The sequence below is a fragment of the Paenibacillus thailandensis genome (assembly GCF_042685365.1).
Lineage (GTDB): Bacteria > Bacillota > Bacilli > Paenibacillales > Paenibacillaceae > Paenibacillus_AP > Paenibacillus_AP thailandensis.
Window position 1 is genome coordinate 107,531 of sequence record NZ_JBHUMY010000020.1, and the last position, 17,296, is coordinate 124,826.

19 protein-coding genes and 1 riboswitch are annotated in these 17,296 nt (G+C 54.8%); of the genes, 1 reads left to right on the forward strand and 18 read right to left on the reverse strand.

The window, feature by feature from the left end; translation table 11 throughout:
• Positions 1–30: 30 nt before the first annotated feature.
• The 13 genes from ACFSW5_RS17280 to ribD all read right to left on the reverse strand — a co-directional run bounded on the left by ACFSW5_RS17280 (position 31) and on the right by ribD (position 10,714).
• Positions 31–561, reverse strand: a complete 531-nt coding sequence (locus ACFSW5_RS17280; protein ID WP_379275673.1) for a redoxin domain-containing protein — start codon at positions 559–561, stop codon at positions 31–33.
• Positions 562–709: 148 nt separating this feature from the next.
• Entirely contained in the window at positions 710–1,450 is a 741-nt protein-coding gene (locus ACFSW5_RS17285; protein WP_379275675.1) for a pseudouridine synthase, read from the reverse strand.
• A 55-nt stretch (positions 1,451–1,505) separates the two neighbouring features.
• Positions 1,506–2,024: a spore maturation protein gene (locus tag ACFSW5_RS17290; protein WP_379275777.1), complete on the reverse strand. Its 519-nt coding sequence runs from the start codon at positions 2,022–2,024 to the stop codon at positions 1,506–1,508.
• 7 nt (positions 2,025–2,031) lie between these two features.
• Complete coding sequence (locus tag ACFSW5_RS17295; protein WP_379275677.1) at positions 2,032–2,706, reverse strand: nucleoside recognition domain-containing protein; 675 nt, start codon at positions 2,704–2,706, stop codon at positions 2,032–2,034.
• 30 nt (positions 2,707–2,736) lie between these two features.
• Positions 2,737–3,930 (reverse strand): D-alanyl-D-alanine carboxypeptidase family protein, encoded by a 1,194-nt coding sequence (locus ACFSW5_RS17300; RefSeq protein WP_379275679.1) that lies wholly within the window; start codon positions 3,928–3,930, stop codon positions 2,737–2,739.
• Between the two features lie 204 nt (positions 3,931–4,134).
• Positions 4,135–4,602, reverse strand: a complete 468-nt coding sequence (gene ytfJ, locus ACFSW5_RS17305) for a GerW family sporulation protein (RefSeq protein WP_379275682.1) — start codon at positions 4,600–4,602, stop codon at positions 4,135–4,137.
• Positions 4,603–4,697: 95 nt separating this feature from the next.
• Positions 4,698–5,351, reverse strand: coding sequence for a DUF2953 domain-containing protein (locus ACFSW5_RS17310; protein ID WP_379275684.1), 654 nt, complete (start codon positions 5,349–5,351; stop codon positions 4,698–4,700).
• Positions 5,352–5,475: 124 nt separating this feature from the next.
• On the reverse strand, positions 5,476–6,105 hold the full coding sequence (gene scpB, locus ACFSW5_RS17315) for an SMC-Scp complex subunit ScpB (RefSeq protein ID WP_379275686.1): 630 nt from the start codon (positions 6,103–6,105) through the stop codon (positions 5,476–5,478).
• Positions 6,074–6,862, reverse strand: coding sequence for a segregation and condensation protein A (locus ACFSW5_RS17320; RefSeq protein WP_379275688.1), 789 nt, complete (start codon positions 6,860–6,862; stop codon positions 6,074–6,076). The genes scpB and ACFSW5_RS17320 overlap by 32 nt, the downstream gene beginning before the upstream one ends.
• A gap of 127 nt (positions 6,863–6,989) precedes the next feature.
• The gene (gene ribH / locus ACFSW5_RS17325; RefSeq protein WP_379275690.1) at positions 6,990–7,460 is read right to left on the reverse strand and encodes a 6,7-dimethyl-8-ribityllumazine synthase; all 471 of its coding nucleotides are present in this window, start codon (positions 7,458–7,460) and stop codon (positions 6,990–6,992) included.
• 219 nt (positions 7,461–7,679) lie between these two features.
• Positions 7,680–8,879, reverse strand: a complete 1,200-nt coding sequence (locus tag ACFSW5_RS17330) for a bifunctional 3,4-dihydroxy-2-butanone-4-phosphate synthase/GTP cyclohydrolase II (RefSeq protein ID WP_379275693.1) — start codon at positions 8,877–8,879, stop codon at positions 7,680–7,682.
• A 47-nt stretch (positions 8,880–8,926) separates the two neighbouring features.
• On the reverse strand, positions 8,927–9,586 hold the full coding sequence (gene ribE, locus ACFSW5_RS17335) for a riboflavin synthase (protein WP_379275695.1): 660 nt from the start codon (positions 9,584–9,586) through the stop codon (positions 8,927–8,929).
• A gap of 21 nt (positions 9,587–9,607) precedes the next feature.
• Positions 9,608–10,714 carry a bifunctional diaminohydroxyphosphoribosylaminopyrimidine deaminase/5-amino-6-(5-phosphoribosylamino)uracil reductase RibD gene (ribD, locus tag ACFSW5_RS17340; protein ID WP_379275697.1) on the reverse strand — a complete coding sequence of 369 codons (1,107 nt, stop codon included), beginning with the start codon at positions 10,712–10,714 and terminating at the stop codon, positions 9,608–9,610.
• Between the two features lie 275 nt (positions 10,715–10,989).
• A riboswitch (FMN riboswitch) is annotated at positions 10,990–11,198 on the reverse strand.
• Between the two features lie 328 nt (positions 11,199–11,526).
• On the opposite strand from ribD, the gene ACFSW5_RS17345 reads away from it, so the two are divergent.
• Positions 11,527–12,096: a CBO0543 family protein gene (locus tag ACFSW5_RS17345; protein ID WP_379275699.1), complete on the forward strand. Its 570-nt coding sequence runs from the start codon at positions 11,527–11,529 to the stop codon at positions 12,094–12,096.
• Positions 12,097–12,325: 229 nt separating this feature from the next.
• Here ACFSW5_RS17345 and ACFSW5_RS17350 read toward each other — a convergent pair whose 3' ends face one another.
• The 5 genes from ACFSW5_RS17350 to ACFSW5_RS17370 all read right to left on the reverse strand — a co-directional run bounded on the left by ACFSW5_RS17350 (position 12,326) and on the right by ACFSW5_RS17370 (position 17,274).
• Entirely contained in the window at positions 12,326–12,757 is a 432-nt protein-coding gene (locus ACFSW5_RS17350; RefSeq protein WP_379275701.1) for a peptidylprolyl isomerase, read from the reverse strand.
• Positions 12,758–12,930: 173 nt separating this feature from the next.
• Complete coding sequence (gene lysA / locus ACFSW5_RS17355) at positions 12,931–14,262, reverse strand: diaminopimelate decarboxylase (RefSeq protein WP_379275703.1); 1,332 nt, start codon at positions 14,260–14,262, stop codon at positions 12,931–12,933.
• Between the two features lie 157 nt (positions 14,263–14,419).
• The gene (locus tag ACFSW5_RS17360; RefSeq protein ID WP_379275705.1) at positions 14,420–16,171 is read right to left on the reverse strand and encodes a spore germination protein; all 1,752 of its coding nucleotides are present in this window, start codon (positions 16,169–16,171) and stop codon (positions 14,420–14,422) included.
• A 37-nt stretch (positions 16,172–16,208) separates the two neighbouring features.
• Positions 16,209–16,637: a stage V sporulation protein AB gene (locus ACFSW5_RS17365; protein ID WP_379275707.1), complete on the reverse strand. Its 429-nt coding sequence runs from the start codon at positions 16,635–16,637 to the stop codon at positions 16,209–16,211.
• A complete protein-coding gene (locus tag ACFSW5_RS17370; protein WP_379275709.1) occupies positions 16,630–17,274 on the reverse strand; it encodes a stage V sporulation protein AA in 645 nt (214 codons plus the stop codon). Before ACFSW5_RS17370 ends, ACFSW5_RS17365 begins: the two co-directional genes overlap by 8 nt.
• Between the last annotated feature and the right edge of the window lie 22 nt (positions 17,275–17,296).

Here is a 17,296-nt window from a genome sequence, read left to right on the forward strand (position 1 = left end):
CTAGTCCAGACTGTTGATATACACGGCCCGCTACGCCGCAAGCAAACGTTCGATCCTCTCGTCGATATCCTGCTGCGTCATGCCGCCTACTTTGATTTCCATAATGGTGCCGTCGGCCTTCACGAAAAAAGTGGTCGGATACGAACGAAGGCCGTAGCTTCTCTCCGTCTTCCGGTCAACGTCCCGCAATATCGGATAAGTCAGGTTGAATTGACGAACGAAGTTGTTGACCGTAAGCGTATCCTCGCTTAAATTGATCGCCAGAATGGTCAGTCCCCGGTCTTTCCACTTGTTGTATTGCTGCTCGAACTCCGGCATCTCCTCCACGCAAGGCGGACAGAACGAACCCCAGAAGTTGATGACGACGGGTTTGCCGGCGTAATCGGACAGACGGTGCACGTTGCCTTCCAAATCCACCAGATTGAATTCGTTTGGCTTGCCGCCGACCTTCGGAACGGAATTGCCGCCGGACGCGAACAAGGTTGTCCCGACAGCGTAGCCTCCGATCAACAGCACGGCCAGCAGTATTGCAATTTGAACCGGTTTGCGCGACGCTTTCATTCCTTAATCCACCACCTTGATGTAAGAAAACCTCAGCCGAGGTTTTTCGAAGATGAAGGACCGCCTTTTGAGGTCCGCTTTTGACTCGTCTTGGCTGTTACTTCCATTATAACGAAAATTCGACGGCAAATGCCGCCGAGTCGATTCGCTATTTATGAATATTATGTGACTTAAGCGCCATGTTGCGCAGTTCTTTCACTTCCGCCTCCGTCAAGTGGCGGTATTTGCCGCGCGGCAGCGGAGCGAGCGGAAGCTCCCCGAAGCGGATCCGCTTCAGCTTAAGCACCGGATGTTTAATCGCATCGAACATGCGGCGCACCTGCCGGTTTCTTCCTTCATAAATCGTAATGCTGATCGTCGCCTGATTTTTGTCCGTGTCGACATCCGCGTATTCCACTTCGGCCGGAGCCGTCATGCCGTCCTCCAGCTCAATGCCGTTCTGGAGCTTCTCCAGCGAGCTGCCGTGCGGAATGCCTTTCACCGTTGCCAGATAGGTCTTCGGCACATGGTGGCTCGGATGCGTAAGCAGGTTGGCGAATTCGCCGTCGTTCGTCAGCAGCAACAGGCCTTCGGTATCGTAATCGAGCCGTCCGACCGGATATACCCGCTCCTTGATGCCGGGCAAATAATCGGTCACCACTTTGCGCCCTTGCGGATCGGTCGCGCTCGTAATGACGCCTTTCGGTTTATTCAGCATCAGATACAGCTTCTTCTCGCCTTTAATCCGTTTGCCGTTCACGGTAATGACGTCCGCCGCCGGGTCCGCTTTCGCGCCTAGCTCGGTTACCTTCACGCCGTTCACTTCGACAAGGCCGGCCGTAATCATCTCTTCGCATTTTCTGCGGGAAGCCACTCCCGCTTGCGCCAATATTTTCTGTAATCGTTCCACTCGGGTTCACCTCAACCTCCATCATAACGATATGGAGCGAAAAGCACAAGTTCGGTCACTCGAAGATGAACATGCATATCACGATCGCCGCGATAAACCCGACCAAATCCGAGAACAGACCCACCTTAAGCGCGTAACGGGTTCGGCGGATGCCGACCGCGCCGAAATAAACGGTCAGCACGTACAGCGTCGTGTCCGTGCTGCCCTGGATCGTGGAAGCAATGCGCCCGATCAGCGAATCGGGCCCGTAATTTTGGATCAAATCGGCCGTAAAAGCAAGCGAGCCGGCGCCCGTTAACGGACGCAAAATCGCGAGCGGCAGCACTTCGCTCGGAACGCCGATCGCTTCGAACAACGGCTTCGCCCAGCCAAGCAGCATATCCATCGCTCCCGACGCTCTGAACATGCTGATGGCAACCATCATGCCGACCAGCGACGGAATGATGTTAATGGCCGTGCCGAAGCCGTCTTTCGCGCCGTCGAGAAACGTTTCGTAAACCGGTATTTTCCGAAAAGCCGCATATAAAGGAATAAATACGATAACTGCGGGAATAAGCCACGCGGAAAGCTTCATAAACCAGTCATACACCTTGTCCACCTCCGGCGGAAAAGATGCCGGACGCAGCTCCGCGCTTGGCCGTGTTAGGCTTGCCCCCGGCGTTCGGGTTGACGCCGCCCGGCGGCCGGCGCTTCCGGTACCATAGATCGGCGGCAATCGCCGCTCCGGTCGCGATAGCGGTCGCAAGTAGCGTCGTCCCGACGATTTCCGCCGGGTTCGCCGAGCCGTATTTCATGCGGATCGCAATCAATGTCGTCGGAATGATCGTTATGCTTGACGTATTTAAAGCGAGCAGCGTGCACATGGCGGGCGTCGCGACGTTTTTGTCCGGGTTAAGCTTCTGAAGCTCCTGCATCGCCTTAATTCCCATCGGCGTGGCCGCGTTGCCGAGCCCGAACAGATTGGCGCTTAGATTGCTCATAATATATCCAAGCGCCGGATGGCCTTCGGGCACGTCCGGAAACAGCCTGCGCACAAAAGGGCCCAGCAGCTTGGCCAGCTTCGCCAGCAGCCCGGCGTCCTCGGCGATCCGCATAAGTCCGAGCCACAGCACCATAATGCTGATCAAGCCGAAGCTGATCGTCACGCCCGATTCGGCCCCTTGGAACGCCGCTTGGGTAATTTCGTCCATTCGCCCGTTGTATGCAGCTGCCGCTACGCTGGCCACAATCATAAACAACCAAATCCAATTCACCATCGACAAACCGCCTCCCCCAGCGATTTATTGCTAGTCCCCTTTAAACAGCGCGGACCATGCTTTCGCCATCTCGGACAAAAATCCGCCTCCGGCCGCTTTTTTGTAATCGGCCCATGCCTCCTCCGTCATCGGCTTGCGCTCCGGCAGCTTAAGTCTTGCGCTTCCGGCGTCGACAAGCGGAACGGCACCGATTTTCGCGCCGTTCAAATACCATTCGAGCGCGCCCCTTTCTCCCAGGGCGCTTTGAACCGAATCGGCCTTAACGTATACCGCCTTGTATCGGACTTGATCCTTTTCGGACTCCGCAAGCGGATAACGGAAAGCTTGTCCGGCAACGTACGAAGTGCCTTCGATTACCGCTCCTTTATCGGTAAGCTGCGTCAGCTTGAAGTGAGCAAATCCCCAGTCCAGCAGCCTCATATGATCGTTCCAATCGTCCCCGTCGTTAAGCGTCACGGCCGCCAGCTGCTGGCCGTTGCGGGTGGCCGAGCTGACGAGACAGCGGAACGCTTTTTTCGTATAGCCCGTTTTAACGCCGTCCGCCCCTTCATACAGCCGGAGCATTTTGTTTTTGTTTTTCCATTTGTAATCCCATGGATCGTAAGGGTTCGGCGCCGTCTTGACGTCGGTCGCGACGATTTTGGCGAACACGGGATTTTTGAGCGCGTATGCGGTCAGCTTGGCCAAATCGTTGGCTGACGAATAATGCCCGTCGTCATCGAGCCCGTGCGGATTCATAAATTGCGTGTTGGTTAATCCCAAATACGCCGCTTTCTCATTCATGAGCGCCACGAAGCCTTCCTCCGAACCGCCGACATGCTCCGCGATCGCGGTCGCCGCATCGTTGCCCGAGCGAAGCATCAAGCCGTATAACATATCGAGCAGCTTCATTTCTTCCCCCAGCCGCAAATAGATGGAGGATCCTTCGCGGCCCGCGGCCCGCTTTCCGGTTTTGACCATGCTGGACAATTTCCCGTGCTCGATCGCGACAATCGCGGTCATGATTTTGGTCAGGCTGGCAATCCGCATCGGAGTATCTCCGTTATCGCTGTACAACAGCCTGCCGGACGTGACGTCGATGAGCGCCGACGCTTCGGCGTGCGTGGAAATAGCCGGAGGATTGTCGTCCCCGGTTTGCTGCGAAGCGTGAAGATTGCTTGTCCGGATGCAAAGCAATGTGACGGTTATGCATAAACCGAGTCGCAAAAGCCGATACGCTAACATGTTCGTTATACTGCTCCTCCCTTGTAAACGGCTTTTTATAGTTTATGCCGATTTGGATTCGGTTAGACGCCTCTGTCCGCAAAAAAGAACAAATCCCCCAAAAGTGACCCGAAGCTCTGCAGCGAATTCCGATTACTTTTGGAGGAGCCCCCCTCCACCGGAAAAATTTCCAATGACAAAGAAAAAACCGCCCTTCGAGGGCGGCTATACGTACCGGTCGGGTACCGTCTCGTCCGGAATGAACGTTCCGGTTGTTACCGTCGTGTTGTTGTTGCGCATCATCGATTGAATTTTTTCGAATACTTGCGGTGCCGAGTCGATAACGCGCTCGATCAGATGCGTTTGATTGTCCAGAGGCACTACTTTGACGCCATGCGTGCCTACGACAAGAAATGCGATCGGCGTAATGGACACGCCGCCGCCGCTGCCGCCGCCGAACGGAGGCTGTGCGGCTGCATGGTTCGTTTCCCCGGGAATATGACCGGCGGATTGGCCGTCATAACGAATATCGCTGCCGCCTGCAACGAACCCGAACCCGACTTTGCTTATCGGCATGATCACGCTGCCGTCGGGCGTTTGGACCGGGTCGCCGACGATCGTATTGACGTCGACCATTTCTTTGATATTTTCCATGGCCGTCTGCATAAGACCTTGTATTGGATGCTCTTGCATTTGTCCTACCTCCTGCTTCCGTTGAAAATAAGCGATAAGCCGTGCGTTAACGCTAATAGATTGCTCATCTTCCGGGAGGACTATGTATCCCAACATTACGGGGACGGCTGAGGATTCAGCATGCTTTGCAGCTTTTTGATGCTGGTCTTTGACTTTTTCAGCCGGGCGGCGAGCTGCAAGCCGATCGCGACGGCGTCCCATAAGGAAAGTTTGGCCGTGCATAACCAATCCGTGCGAAAGGAAGCTTGCTGATAATCGGGCTGGACGCTCATTTCCGGCTCGGTTTTCAGCCGCACCAGCTGCGACAGAAATCCGAGCAAGGAGGTTTTGACCGACCATACCGCCCCCGTCGTCATCGCGGTCCACATCGCGTCGCCCGCTCCGACCGTGGTATGCCATCGCCATTCGACAATGTCGACGCGCTTAAGCGCCCTGCGCAGCCAAAGCTCCAAATGACGGAACAGCTGCAGCAGCGTTCCCCAATTTTGCAAAGCCGAATCGATGCTGCCTTTGTCGATATCGTCCTTATTTTGTTCGAACGCATGTTTCCACGGCAGATCGCTTTCCGACTCTTCCCGCACCGTCACGAACAATCCGCCGAGTTTCATCATCGGCACCCGAAACCGGTAACGAACCAGGCCGAACAGCGCTTTAACCTTCAAGCTGATCTCGTCGTTATTGCCGACGCCTTGCCTGCTGATATGCGCGTTAAGCTTAATCGGCGACAAGACAAGGGTGAGAATAAGCATAAAAAAAAGGCCTCCCGCTGCTATCCAACCGTAAGAGGCAGGGAACATTTAAGTTTCCTCCGTTTCCTGTTGCTGGTTGAATATAGTATGGCTTGGCCTTGTTTTCTCATGCATGATGCCGGCGTTAACCGGTCTCTTCGTTCGGCTCGGGAACCGGCGTGAACTCGTCCAGCGTAAGCTGCCGCTCGTCCAGCCGTTCGAACAGCATTTGCGTTTGTTCCTCCAGCGCGTCCTCGACGCTCACATGTCCCGGATCGGGCAGCGCCTTCAAGCTGGAGAGCCCGAAATAATCGAGAAACGACTTGGTCGTACCGTACAAGATCGGTCTGCCGATCGCTTCCGCCCGCCCGACCTCTTCGATCAAATCCTTTGCGACCAGCGAAGCGATCGCCCGGTCGCTTTTGACCCCGCGGATTTCCTCGATGTCGATTCGGGTAATGGGCTGACGGTAAGCGATAATGGACAACGTCTCGAGCGCCGCCTGCGACAAATGCGACCTCGTCGGCGAATAAGCCATCCGCTCGAAATACGGCGCATGCTCCGGATGCGTCGTCAGCTTGTAAGCCCCGGCGACCTCCGCCAGTTGAATTCCCCGACCTTCCCGGTCCAGATCGCGATGAAGATCGTAGATCAAATCCGCCACCAGATCGGCGTCCAGCTCCAATATATCGGCCAATTGCCGTTTCGTAAGGCCTTCTTCGCCGGCCATAAACAGCAACCCTTCAATAATCGATTTCAGCTTCGAGTAATCCATTCTCCGTCATTTCCCCTCTCCAATGAATGACGATATCGTCAAACAATTGATGCTGGAAGCAGCGTATATGTCTCATCTTCATCAGCTCCAGTATGGCCAGAAAGGTGACGACAATCTCGTGCTTGTTCATATTTTCCCGAATGAGCCGGGAGAATCGAACCGTTTCGTATTGCTTAAGAACCTCCACAATGTCCCGTATCCGATCCTTCACCGATATTTCGTCCCGCTGCACGGTGGCGACGATCGTCCGCCTTGCCGCCCTGCGCAGCGCCTTCTGAAACGCGGCGATCAGATCGCTGATATGTATGCCTTCAACCGGGTTGACCGGGGCTTCTTTCATATAAGGGGTCAAATCTTCGGGCTCGCGCATGTAAACGAGACTGCGCGTCAGCTCCCTTTCCTTCAGCTGCTCGGCAATCTGCTTGAATTTCCTGTATTCGATCAGCCTTTGAATAAGCTCGTCCCGCGGGTCGAGCTCCTCGCTCTCATCGGTCCACTCGTCCATGAAATCGTCCTCGAACACCGGAGGCTTCGGCAGCAGCTGCTTGCTTTTGATGGAAAGCAGCGTTGCGGCCATCACGAGAAACTCGCTCGTGACGTCAAGCTCCAGCTCTTTCATGGCGTCCAAATATTCCATGTATTGATCGGTAATCTCGTGGATTGAAATATCCTGTATGTCAATTTCGGATTTATCGATTAAATGGAGCAATAAATCAAGCGGTCCTTCAAAAGAATCCAGCTTGTAAAGCACCGTCATCCTTATTCCTCCTGCCTGTCTCATCAAACCCCGCCCCATAATATTACCCGATAACCTCGTTTAAGGTAAAGCCCCCTTCCCGGGACGGAAAGGGGGCTTTCGGAACTTGCAGAGGATGATCCGGGACTTAAGCCCGAAGCTGCTTGACCAAATTCGCCATCTCGATTGCGGAAACGGCCGCTTCGTAGCCTTTGTTGCCCGCCTTCGTTCCGGCGCGCTCGATCGCTTGCTCGATCGAGTCGACCGTCAGGACGCCGAAGATGGTCGGAACGCCCGTTTTCATTCCTACGGCCGCAACGTTTTTGGCCGCTTCGTTGCACACGTAGTCGAAGTGCGGCGTCGATCCCCGGATAACGGCGCCCAGCGTAATAACCGCGTCGTATTTGCCGCTTTCCGCCATTTTTTGCGCGATTAACGGAATTTCGAAAGCGCCCGGCACCCAGGCGACCTCGACGTCGCCTTCCGCTGCGCCGTGCCGCGTGAACGCGTCAAGCGCCCCGCTAAGCAGCCTTGAAGAAATAAACTCGTTAAATCGTCCGACGACGACTCCATATTTCAATCCCGACGATACTAAATGTCCTTCGTATACATGTGGCATGATTTACATCTCCTTAATGTTTTGTGAGGATTTGCTTCTTCGTATTGGCATCGAACAAAACTTGCTTCGGAAGCTTTCGCTTAGTTTTGTGAGGATTTGCTTCTTCGTATTGGCATCGAACAAAACTTGCTTCGGAAGCTTTCGCTTAGTTTTGTGAGCATTGCTTCATCGTATTGACTTCGAACAAAACTTGCTTCGGAAGCTTTCGCTTAAGCATCCTTATTCAAAATGCAGCATATGGCCGAGCTTGGATTGTTTCGTCCGCAAATAGCGGTCGTTGTCCTTGTTCGATTGCATTTGGATCGGCACGCGCTCCGTCACCTGAATGCCGTACCCTTCCAAGCCTTTTATTTTGCGAGGATTATTCGTCAGAAGGCGCATCTTGCAGATGCCCAGATCCTTCAAAATTTGCGCTCCGATGCCGTAATCCCGCAAGTCGTCCGGAAAGCCCAGCTTCAAGTTGGCATCGACCGTATCCAGCCCCTGTTCCTGCAGCACGTACGCTTTCAGCTTATTGATCAAGCCGATTCCGCGTCCTTCCTGACGCATATAAAGCAATACGCCTTGCCCGGCCTCATCGATTTGCCGCAGGGCGGCTTCAAGCTGCGGTCCGCAGTCGCACCGGTGGGAATGGAAGACGTCTCCCGTCAAGCATTCCGAATGGACGCGGACCAGTACGGCGTCGTCCGGATTCCATTCGCCTTTGACAAGCGCGACATGCTCCTTGCCGTCGACGTCGTTCGTATAGGCAATGGCCCGGAAATCGCCGAAGTCGGTCGGCAGCGAGACGTCGACGGCGCGGTGCACCAGCTTCTCCTTGGCGCTGCGGTACTGAATCAGCTCCTGAATCGTAATGAGCTTTAAATTGTGCTTCTCTTTAAATTCCAGCAGGTCGGGCAGACGCGCCATCGTGCCGTCTTCCTTGACGATTTCGCATATGACGCCGGCAGGCGCCGACCCGGCCAACCGCGCCAGATCGACCGCCGCTTCCGTATGGCCGGCGCGGCGCAATACGCCGCCGTCCTTGGCGATTAGCGGAAACATATGGCCGGGCCTGCGGAAATCCGACGGCCTTGCCGCCGGATCGATAAACGATTTTACCGTCAGCGACCTTTCGTGTGCGGAAATGCCGGTCGTCGTGGAGACGTGGTCGACGGATATCGTGAACGCCGTCCCGTGATAGTCCGTATTCCGATTCACCATCGGAGGCAAATCCAGCTGCGCGGCTCGCTCCTGCGTAATCGGAACGCATACGAGCCCCCGCCCTTCCGTAATCATAAAGTTGATTACTTCCGGAGTGGCGAATTCGGCCAGCGCAACCAAATCCCCTTCGTTCTCGCGGTCTTCGTCGTCGACGACAATAACGGGTTTGCCCGCCTTCAGATCGGCTACCGCTTCATCTATCGTGTTAAAGCTCATGTTAATTCCCCTCCTTTAACGGCTTCTGACTCATGAATCTAAGGATTTTACAGAAACCCGTTTTCCGCCAAAAAGCTTGTCGTTAACCCGCCGCGGCGCGCAGCGGGCGTCTCATCCTTAAACCGCAGCAGATGATCGACGTATTTGCCGATGACGTCGCATTCGATGTTGACCGTATCCCCCGGCTTTTTGTGCTGCAAAGCGGTTTCCGCAAGCGTGTGCGGAATGATCGATACCCGAAAGCCGTCGCCTTCCGTATCTACGACGGTCAAGCTGATGCCGTCGATCGTAATCGATCCTTTCGGGATGACGTAGCGGAGCGATTCCGAAGAGCTCAGCCTTAGCGAAAACACGACCGCGTTCGCATCCGTTTCCCTTCCCGTAATAACGGCCGTCCCGTCGCAATGACCTTGTACGATATGACCGCCGAAACGGCCGTTTGCCGGCATGGCCCGTTCCAGGTTTAGCGGCGAACCGGGACGCTGCTGCTGCAGGTTCGTCTTGCGGAACGTTTCCGGCATGACGTCGGCCGTAAAGGAAGTCCGGTCGTAGGAGATGACGGTCAGGCATACGCCGTTAACCGCAATGCTGTCGCCGATCGCCACCCCTTCGAGCACTTTGGAAGCCTCAACCGTCAGCACAAGCGCTTCGCCTTGGCGGAACACTTTCCTCAAGCGGCCGACTTCCTCGATAAGTCCGGTAAACATAACCTCACGCCCCTTTAATGCCTATTGTTTCCGATTTGCCGGATAACCGGTCACGCAAATGTCTTCGCCGGCCATTTCGACGGATACTCTCTCCAATCGGACGGCATCCGCCATCCGCTCGAATCCTTCGAACGTAAACGTGCCGGGAGCTTCCTGGCCGCCGATAATTTTCGCCGCGTAATACAAAACGATTTTGTCGATCAATCCCGCTTCCAGCATTGCGCCGTTCAGCTTGCCGCCGCCTTCGAGCAGGATCGAGCCGATCTCCATCTCCCCAAGCTTCTTCATCGCCTCGGGAAGATCGACCTGACCGCCGGAGCCGCAAATCACGACCTCGACGCCGGCGGCTTCAAGAGCTCGGCGCTTATCGGGATCGGCGCTTTCCGCGGCAAGAACGACCGTCCTTGCCGAACGGTCCGTGACGACCCGGGCTTCCAGCGGCAGCCGAAGCCGCGAATCGACGATAATCCGCACCGGGTCGATCGCGTCGACCGATGCCCGCGTCGTCAGCTGCGGATCGTCGGCCAGCACCGTGCCGATGCCGACCATGATGCCTTCGTGCTGATGCCGAAGCGTGTGAACCTGCTCGCGGGCCGCCGCGCCGGTGACCCAGCGGCTGTCGCCGGTGCGCGAGGCGATTTTACCGTCCAGCGTGCTGGCCGTTTTTAAAGTGACGAACGGCAGCTTCGTCGTTATATATTTATTGAACTTCTCGTTCATGAGCGTCGACTGCTCCCCGAGCAGGCCGACCGTAACGTCGATGCCCTCCTCGCGCAGCCGCGCGATGCCCCGGCCGGCAACAAGCGGATTCGGATCCTGGGCGGCTACGACGACGCGCCGCACCTTCGCCTCGATCAGCCGCTCGCAGCAAGGCGGGGTTTTGCCGTAATGGCTGCATGGCTCCAGCGTCACGTAAGCGGTCGCGCCTTCGGCTTCCTCCCCGGCCATCCGGAGCGCATGCACTTCCGCATGTCCGGTGCCCCGTTTCAAATGCGTTCCGACGCCGACGATCCGTCCTTCCCTTACGATGACGCAGCCGACAACCGGATTGATGCCGGTCTGGCCTTGCGCTTTGCGGGCAAGCTCAAGCGCGAGGTTCATATAATATTCGTCGTTCAAAATATCCATATAGACGCAAAAATCCCCCCTTCGGCAGCAGCTTGCCAACGGGGGGGATCTATCAGAGCTTCTTCGGCGCACCGCCAAACAAGGCTATCCGTTCCGATTCGCATGAAGAAGCGGAACGAAGAACCGGCCGTTCGAAAGCCGACTCAAATAAAGGAGCAGCTCTAACAAGCTCCTTACTCCGGCAGGTGCGGCATATCCGTCGACGACAAGCACGACATAAATGTGAAACCATTCACATCCATACCAGAACGAACGGCTATGCGTATTCCGAAAAGCTTCTCCTTCTCCCATCCAGACTATACTGTCGGTCCCGGAATTGCACCGGGTCCACCGTTCCGCTTCTTCTTCGATGCATTGTTGCGTTCGAATCGAAGCGGCCCGGGTCACGGACTGACGGACTCGCGCTTGCGGCCGGTTGTCCGGTTCGCAAGCGACATGTCCGATCACCGCCGGTTGGGAATTTCACCCGACCCCGAAGGCAGCTTTATCATTTGACTTGTTATCAATGGTGTTCCTACCAACTGTTTCTGACAAGAACACATTAACTTTGAATGAAATGTTACCACTGAAGAAACGAAAAAGCAAGAATATATAATCCTGCTTTTTTAACTTTACTTTTCATTTCCCCTCTCATCCTTCGTTAAAAGCGTCTCTTCTCCATGATTTGCCGCGGGGGCCGCCTGGTGCGTCTGTATTTATTTTTTCGGTACTTTCCGCCATCATGCTCCCGGTTCCATGTTTCAACAAAGTGCATTAATCACCAACTTTTGAGAAATACTTTGTTCATTCCAAGGAAATGAGGTTATAAATGAATGACTCAGGATACTGCTCTTGAAAAGCTAAGAGAACTAAAGAAAACATTTACAAACGAGTCGTTTGATTATTGGGGGCATTTTTCAAATGCAGGTACTTGGCAATTTTGGGTCAACATTGCTTTTCTTGTCCTTCCTTTAATAGCCTTGTATTTTCTAATTGATAAGAAAAAGGCTTTGTTAATTGGCTTTTTCGGATTTAATGTCCACGTATGGTTTACAAATATCGACCAATTTGGAGTTCTTCGCGGACTATGGAACTATCCTTATTACGTTATCCCATTTACGCCGGTTAGTTTTGTTTTGGATGTCTCCCTTGTTCCCGTTGTGTACATGCTTGTATATCAATGGACAATAAATAACAACAAAAACCGGTACCTTTATTTGACCCTTGTTTCTGCCTTCCTTGCTTTCATTTTCAAGCCCATACTCACATGGCTCGATTTGTTCAGAATGTATGAATGGATGAACTTTGTCTATTTGTTCTGCGGTTACTTAATTCTGATGCTTATCTCAATTTGGATTACCGCCTTCTTTTTACACCTCCAGAAATCTGTAGCGCAGCGATAATCCTTGCTTACCCCAATTCCCTGTCGAATCCGTGAATAAAAAAGCCGCCAAAAACCGAGTTATAGCAAGGTTTTTGGCGGCTTCTTCGCCTCAGGGAAGTTATTCCGATCCCGAAGGCAGCTGTTACAATGCTTTTGTAAACAAGTAACGAAAAGGCTGCTTACAAAAGTCTACTTTTCGAAACGTAATTCTTAAGCGATATGCTCGTCCGATGGACATTCGCCGCGACTTAAGCTTCGTATACTTCGACCTTTTCCATTTTCGTGCCGTTTCTGAACGTATCGACATGCTCCATGCCTTTTGCCACTTTGCCGAATACGGTATGTTGTCCGTCCAGGTGCGGCTGAGGCTGGTAGCAAATATAAAACTGGCTGCCGCCCGTATTGCGTCCGGCGTGCGCCATCGCAAGCGTGCCGCGTTCGTGCTTGTTCGGATTGATTTCGCAATTGATCGTGTAGCCGGGACCGCCGGTGCCGTTGCCGACCGGGCAGCCGCCTTGCGCCACAAAGCCCGGAATAACGCGATGGAACGTCAGACCGTTATAAAATCCGCTGTTCGCCAGCTTCTCGAAGTTAGCCACCGTATTAGGCGCGTCCGCTTCGAACAGGTCCAAAATGACTTCTCCGCCGCCTTCGAGCGTAATTTTTGCTTGTTTTGCCATAATCGCATCTACCTTTCGTATCCATATTGACGATCAAGCCGACAGTTACGTTGTCCTTGGGGAAGGACAGACGGTCTTCGGCGAGATTCAAAAAAGCCAGCCCCGCCTACAAGTAGACAGCATGGCTGGCTTTTTTCAAGGTCCGGTAAACTATACGTTACCAAAAAACACCCTTACTTCGCAACTCCGGTTTTGCTCAGACGCGCCGGAATCACGTCGTTGCATACGATGTTGTCCAGCGACTCGCGCTTTACGACAAGATCGGCTTCGCCGTTTTGAACGAATACGACGGCCGGACGACGGATCCGGTTATAGTTGCTCGCCATCGCGTAGTTGTAAGCGCCCGTGCAAAATACGGCAAGCAGGTCGCCCGGATTCGCCTTCGGAAGCTCCAGGTCCCAGATCAGCATATCGCCGCTTTCGCAGCATTTGCCGGCGATCGATACCGTTTCTTCGGCCGGCTCGTTCGCACGGTTCGCGAGGACGGCTTCGTATTTCGATTGATACAGTGCAGGACGCGGGTTATCCGTCATGCCGCCGTCGACGGCCACATATTTGCGGACGCCCGGAATATTTTTGCTCGTGCCGACCGTATAGAGCGTCGTGCCGGCGTCGCCGACCATGCTGCGGCCCGGCTCTACCCAAATTTCAGGCAGCGGATATTCCGCGGCCGTAAAGTTTGTAACAACCGCATCCGTAATCGCGCCGACATATTCGGCGATCGGAAGCGGCTTGTCTCCTTCGACGTAACGAATGCCGAAGCCCCCGCCGAGATTCACCACGCTGAACGTCAAGCCAAGCTCCGCGCGAACGGAAACGGCGAACTGCGCTACTTTGTCCACCGCCATCCGGAAGCCTTCCACCTCGAAAATTTGCGAGCCGATATGGGAGTGTACGCCCAAAACGACGAGGTTCGGAAGTTTCATCGCTTCCTCGATCGCTTGACGCGCAGCTCCGTTGCCGATGTCGAAGCCGAACTTCGAATCTTGCTGGCCCGTCGAGATGTAATCGTGCGTATGCGCCTCGACGCCCGGCGTCACGCGCAGCAGGATGTTGACTTTTTTGCCTTTGTCGCCGGCAAGCGCGTTAAGCAGCTGCAGCTCCACGAAGTTGTCCACGACAAAGCAGCCGATGCCCGCATCCAGCGCCATGTTGATTTCGTCGGGCGTCTTGTTATTGCCATGGAAGTGAATGCGCTCGACCGGAAAACCGGCTTGCAGAGCGGTGTACAGCTCGCCGTCCGAGACGACGTCAAGCGACAGCCCTTCCTGTTCGGCGATGGCGCACATCGCCATCACGCTGAACGCTTTGCTCGCGTAAGCGACCTGAAACTTCAAGCCGGAAGCTTTGAAAGCTTCCACATATTCGCGGGCCCGCTGGCGGACCAGCGCTTCGTCCACGATATAGAGCGGCGTGCCGAATTTTTGGGCCAGATCGGTCACGTCGTTGCCGCCAATTTCCAAATGGCCTAGTTCGTTTATTTTGCTCGTTCCATGCAAGAACATCTATAATTCCCCTCGCTTTATCGGCGGAGAAGGCAGGACATGTCCAAAAGCCCGGGCCGCCTGGATAGAATAATATCATTTGCATCTATAGCATCAGTATATAATATTCTATCCGCGAGAGATATGGATAAATTAGCAATAGATTTGTATTTTGCGGTCACTCCGGGTCAGGCATTTTTTCCAGCTGCTGAGGCCGCAAGTTATTGGGACGGCGCTTATTCCGAAGTACCGGAACGCGGAACAAAATATTGGCGCACCCGTTCATGTCGAACGGGATGAAAGGCCACATGTAGGGCCGGTTAAACGAACGGTTCAAGCACAGCAGGATCATGATGCACGTGAACGTAATAACGAGCCCCGGAACCTTGAAAAAAGCGACCGCGACGATAAGAAGCAGCCGGACCAGCCGGTTGGCGAGCCCAAGCTCGTAGCTCGGCGTCGCGAACATGCCGATCGCCGCAACCGCCATATACAAGATAACCTCGTTAACGAACACGCCCGTCTTGACCGCGATATCTCCGATCAGAATGGCGGCGACGAGAGACATGGCCGTAGCCAGCGGCGTCGGCGTATGGACCGAAGCCATGCGCATCAGATCGACGCCAAGCTCCGCGATCAGAAACTGGACGACAAGCGGCAGCTTGCCCGTCTCCTGCGGACCGACAAAGCCGAGCCAGCCGGGCTTGTATTCCGGATGCATGACGAAAAGCAGCCATAGCGGCAGCATAAACAGCGAAGCGAATATTCCAAGGAAGCGAACCCACCGGAGATAGGTGCCCATAAACGGCGTCTGCCGGTTCTCTTCGGCATGCTGGACTAGATCGAAAAACGTCGTCGGCAGAATCATGACGCTCGGCGACGTATCGACAAGCACGATGACGGAGCCTTCGAGCAGATGCGACGACACGACGTCCGGACGTTCCGAGTAGCGCACGTTCGGAAACGGGTTCCAGCCCAGCCTGAACGTCGCTTCCTCCAGCTGCTTGTCCGCCAGCGGCAAGCCGTCCAGCTGGACCGCCTTAATTTTGTCCTTGATCGACTCCAGCAGCTCCTTATCGACCAGATCGTCGATGTACGCGACGCATATATCCGTCTGCGTTCTTTCGCCGACCCGGATCAGCTCGTAACGGAGCATCGGATCGCGGAGCCTTCTCCGGATCAGGGATACGTTGACCATAAGCGTCTCCGTAAAGCCGTCGCGGCTTCCGCGAACGACCCTTTCGATGGACGGCTCCTCCGGTCCTCTGGCCGGAAAGCTTTTGGCGTCGATTATGATCGCATAAGGCTCCCCATCAATGAAAAAAGCGGTGTCTCCGGCCATGACGCTCGTCAGCATCTTGTTCCAGTCCGGCTGTTCGCTTGCTTGCGCCGCCGGTACGAATTCGTTGAAAAAAGCTTTAAAGGCGTCCCCGGACACATTGTCCGGATGCAGGAACGTAAGCCGCTTAATCATCCCGCTCAAAATCTGATTGCTCGTCAAGCCGTTCATATAAAAAAACGCCGTTCTTCGTTCGCCGAACGTCATCTCGCGGACGACGATGTCGAAGCTGACGCCAAGGCCGATTTCTTTCCTCAGCCGCTCAAGCACCTTGTCGATATCGTCCGGAATCGGGTGCAGCCCCTCGTCCTCGGCCTTCGACGTGTTTGCCGTCACTTGGCCGGTTATCATCCCTTTTTTGCCGCCGTCCCGGCGTTCGCCGGTTCGATCGCCTTCCGGCAGCCCGGACCGACCGTACTCCTCGCTTCGCCTGTATTCCTCTCGGCGGCCGTATTCCTCTCGGCGGCCGAACTCGCCCGTGCCGGACTCTTCGAATTCCCGCTGTCCGCGGTTCATCGCAACGAAGTCCTCAAGCATTCCATCCTGCCCGCTTTTACCGTATCGATCGCGATCCTCGTAATTGTTCGGCATCTGCCTTCACCCCGCTGTATAATCTTTTTGGATGCTTTCACCATTGGAACCAAAGCCAATCAAACAAAGACCCCGCGAGCTTGCCGAGCACCATGGCCATAACCAATCCGACGGTGTACTTGGACAGATGCAGACGTTTGGCCATAATCGGGAGCACGTTCATGACCTCCGTAAGCGCGGCCGCAAGCATGCCGACAAACACACCGTCCAACAGCCCAGGCAAAATAAGCGGCCAAGTATCCGGCAGCCCGAACCGCCATTCGAAAAAATCGGCCGCCGTCCAATACAGCGATCCGCATACGACCGCCGTCTCGAACCAGACGGCTTTCCTGAACGCGTTCCCAAGCTGGGCAAGACGGGGGATGAGGTCAAACACGATGAGCAGCGCCACCGACGCGCTGCCGACGGCGAGACCGCCCGAAAACCCCAACACGGCCACGAACAGATTGGGAACCCAGTCAGCCATGAGCGTCCTCTTCCCCGCTGCCGTTCTTTTTGCTCATTTCCTCGGCAATCACGTATGCGTTAAGATTTTCCTGGTACGTATACAGCTCGACCTCGAGCGGATTAGGCTCTTCGTTAAACTTTTTGCGGAACAGATGGTTGAAAAAAACGGCCATCCCGAGCCCGATTCCGACGGAATACGGGATTTGAAACCATAGCGGATGATCGACCCGCTTGCCGGTAATAAGCTCGACGAGCCGGATTTGAACCTCCTTCATGCTGACGTCCGTATGAAAGTTCATAATCGCGAGCCCCGCCCCGAAAAAAAGAAGCAGCCATGCGGCCGCGAGCACGAGGATGCGGGGCTTCGGCGGCTTGCCCGAAACGATAATGAGCACCTGCGGTTCGCCGAACGTCTCGATGGTCAGCTCCGGCGAGTGCTGCTTGATGGCTTTGACGATATGCAAAATGTCGAGAACCGCCCGGTTCCCTTCCCCGGCATGATGGCGATACACCTGCATTTCCTTCATGGCCTGCTCCGTCTCTTCGTTGTCCGCCAGCAGCCTGGCGATCATCCCGAGCGTCACGGTTCTGTCCGGCCGAATAACCACTTTTTTCTTCAGACGCAGATAGAGGACCGGCTTGCTCGCATTCTCCATCTCTCATCATCCTTTTGAATTT

What these genes read in the sequence shown, in the direction of transcription:
- ACFSW5_RS17280 (WP_379275673.1), bottom strand. Translation starts at nt 561, where the DNA reads ATGAAAGCGTCGCGCAAACCGGTTCAAATTGCAATACTGCTGGCCGTG.
- ACFSW5_RS17290 (WP_379275777.1), bottom strand. Translation starts at nt 2,024, where the DNA reads ATGAAGCTTTCCGCGTGGCTTATTCCCGCAGTTATCGTATTTATTCCT.
- ACFSW5_RS17295 (WP_379275677.1), bottom strand. Translation starts at nt 2,706, where the DNA reads ATGGTGAATTGGATTTGGTTGTTTATGATTGTGGCCAGCGTAGCGGCA.
- ACFSW5_RS17300 (WP_379275679.1), bottom strand. Translation starts at nt 3,930, where the DNA reads ATGTTAGCGTATCGGCTTTTGCGACTCGGTTTATGCATAACCGTCACA.
- ytfJ (WP_379275682.1), bottom strand. Translation starts at nt 4,602, where the DNA reads ATGCAAGAGCATCCAATACAAGGTCTTATGCAGACGGCCATGGAAAAT.
- ACFSW5_RS17310 (WP_379275684.1), bottom strand. Translation starts at nt 5,351, where the DNA reads ATGCTTATTCTCACCCTTGTCTTGTCGCCGATTAAGCTTAACGCGCAT.
- scpB (WP_379275686.1), bottom strand. Translation starts at nt 6,105, where the DNA reads ATGGATTACTCGAAGCTGAAATCGATTATTGAAGGGTTGCTGTTTATG.
- ACFSW5_RS17320 (WP_379275688.1), bottom strand. Translation starts at nt 6,862, where the DNA reads ATGACGGTGCTTTACAAGCTGGATTCTTTTGAAGGACCGCTTGATTTA.
- ribH (WP_379275690.1), bottom strand. Translation starts at nt 7,460, where the DNA reads ATGCCACATGTATACGAAGGACATTTAGTATCGTCGGGATTGAAATAT.
- ACFSW5_RS17330 (WP_379275693.1), bottom strand. Translation starts at nt 8,879, where the DNA reads ATGAGCTTTAACACGATAGATGAAGCGGTAGCCGATCTGAAGGCGGGC.
- ribE (WP_379275695.1), bottom strand. Translation starts at nt 9,586, where the DNA reads ATGTTTACCGGACTTATCGAGGAAGTCGGCCGCTTGAGGAAAGTGTTC.
- ribD (WP_379275697.1), bottom strand. Translation starts at nt 10,714, where the DNA reads ATGGATATTTTGAACGACGAATATTATATGAACCTCGCGCTTGAGCTT.
- ACFSW5_RS17345 (WP_379275699.1), top strand. Translation starts at nt 11,527, where the DNA reads ATGACTCAGGATACTGCTCTTGAAAAGCTAAGAGAACTAAAGAAAACA.
- ACFSW5_RS17350 (WP_379275701.1), bottom strand. Translation starts at nt 12,757, where the DNA reads ATGGCAAAACAAGCAAAAATTACGCTCGAAGGCGGCGGAGAAGTCATT.
- lysA (WP_379275703.1), bottom strand. Translation starts at nt 14,262, where the DNA reads ATGTTCTTGCATGGAACGAGCAAAATAAACGAACTAGGCCATTTGGAA.
- ACFSW5_RS17360 (WP_379275705.1), bottom strand. Translation starts at nt 16,171, where the DNA reads ATGCCGAACAATTACGAGGATCGCGATCGATACGGTAAAAGCGGGCAG.
- ACFSW5_RS17365 (WP_379275707.1), bottom strand. Translation starts at nt 16,637, where the DNA reads ATGGCTGACTGGGTTCCCAATCTGTTCGTGGCCGTGTTGGGGTTTTCG.
- ACFSW5_RS17370 (WP_379275709.1), bottom strand. Translation starts at nt 17,274, where the DNA reads ATGGAGAATGCGAGCAAGCCGGTCCTCTATCTGCGTCTGAAGAAAAAA.